Origin of the sequence: Psychrobacter sp. GW64-MNA-CIBAN-0177, assembly GCF_040309585.1 — a bacterium.
Taxonomy (GTDB): domain Bacteria; phylum Pseudomonadota; class Gammaproteobacteria; order Pseudomonadales; family Moraxellaceae; genus Psychrobacter; species Psychrobacter okhotskensis.
Window position 1 is genome coordinate 1 of the sequence record NZ_JBEOOY010000565.1, and the last position, 240, is coordinate 240.

At 48.3% G+C, this 240-nt stretch carries 1 protein-coding gene; it reads right to left on the reverse strand.

Features of this window, described 5'->3' with window-relative positions; translation table 11 throughout:
* The coding region (locus AAEY79_RS16235; protein WP_407074217.1) for a pantetheine-phosphate adenylyltransferase at window positions 1-240 on the reverse strand (240 nt) is incomplete at both ends.

Here is a 240-nt window from a genome sequence, read left to right on the forward strand (position 1 = left end):
GAGTAATTCTGTGACGGCGTCAAAAACACTGCCTCAAAATTTTCATCGAGCTCGCGGTTCATATTGGCCAGTTGAAACTCATATTCAAAATCTGACATCGCGCGCAAGCCGCGCAAAACAGCAGTTGCTCCCTTTTCGCGCATAAAGTCCACCAGCAGACCCTCAAACCCAACGACAGAGACTTGCGGCAGATCCGCAAATACCGTTTCTACTAAGCTGACCCGCTCCTCAAAACTAAAT